General features: G+C 55.4%; 1 protein-coding gene. It reads left to right on the forward strand.

The genetic code is table 11. From position 1 onward, the window contains the following. Positions 1-89: 89 nt before the first annotated feature. On the forward strand, positions 90-625 hold a 536-nt coding region (locus PGQ95_RS26315), incomplete at its 3' end, for a phosphotransferase (RefSeq protein ID WP_430919885.1).

Consider the following 625-nt stretch of genomic DNA (forward strand, 5'->3'; position numbering starts at 1 on the left):
CTGGGCGAAATGCGCCTGGTAAGCAGAGTTTTTGAAATGTAAGGCCTTTGAATAAGACAAAAGGCTGCCTCATCGCTAACTTTGCAACAGTGCCTATTTTTTTTGGTAAATCGCATTCTGACTGGTTGCCTGTCAGAGGCGGAGAATCTGGTGATTTTGTTTTTCGACGTGGTGACGGGCATGCCTTCGCGAAAATCGCACCTGCTTCCCGCCGCGGTGAGCTCGCTGGAGAGCGTGACCGCCTCATTTGGCTCAAAGGTCGAGGTGTGGCTTGCCCCGAGGTCATCAACTGGCAGGAGGAACAGGAGGGTGCATGCTTGGTGATAACGGCAATTCCGGGAGTACCGGCGGCTGATCTGTCTGGAGCGGATTTGCTCAAAGCGTGGCCGTCAATGGGGCAGCAACTTGGCGCTGTTCACAGCCTATCGGTTGATCAATGTCCGTTTGAGCGCAGGCTGTCGCGAATGTTCGGACGCGCCGTTGATGTGGTGTCCCGCAATGCCGTCAATCCCGACTTCTTACCGGACGAGGACAAGAGTACGCCGCAGCTCGATCTTTTGGCTCGTGTCGAACGAGAGCTACCGGTGCGGCTCGACCAAGAGCGCACCGATATGGTTGTTTGCCA

It is taken from the genome of Klebsiella sp. 141240 (assembly GCF_050600805.1).
Taxonomy (GTDB): Bacteria; Pseudomonadota; Gammaproteobacteria; order Enterobacterales; family Enterobacteriaceae; genus Klebsiella; species Klebsiella aerogenes.